This is a genomic window from Salinimicrobium oceani, assembly GCF_012037645.1.
Map to the genome: position 1 here is coordinate 1 of NZ_JAAVJR010001333.1, position 324 is coordinate 324.

A 324-nucleotide genomic window follows, 5' to 3' on the forward strand; every position below is an offset into this window, starting at 1 on the left:
TGAGGGCGATAAAAGTGCCTTTTTCGATGGCATTTGCCTGCTCCATGGTTTCCTCTTTCAAAATATTACCTGTCACGGCAGTCAGGCCTTCTTTTTTTGCAAGCTCCACCATCTCGCGATTCGAATCCACCAGGGTCACAAAGTCTTCTTTGTCCAGGTGTTTTGCCAGATAAATTCCCAGCGGATTTGCTCCCAGGATGAGAAAACCTTTCCGGGATTCCTGGTGCACCAGTTCTCCCCTGCTTTTGAGCCAATTCGTTGTCCAGGTAAGAAAAACCGGAACGGTCAAAGTGGTAAAGATGGCCATGAACACCAGGATAGAGA

The 324-nt window shown here is 47.8% G+C and carries 1 protein-coding gene; it reads right to left on the bottom strand.

What is annotated here, in order from left to right; translation table 11 throughout:
* On the bottom strand, positions 1-307 hold a 307-nt coding region (locus HC175_RS22070; protein WP_209310194.1), incomplete at its 3' end, for an NAD-binding protein.
* Between the last annotated feature and the right edge of the window lie 17 nt (positions 308-324).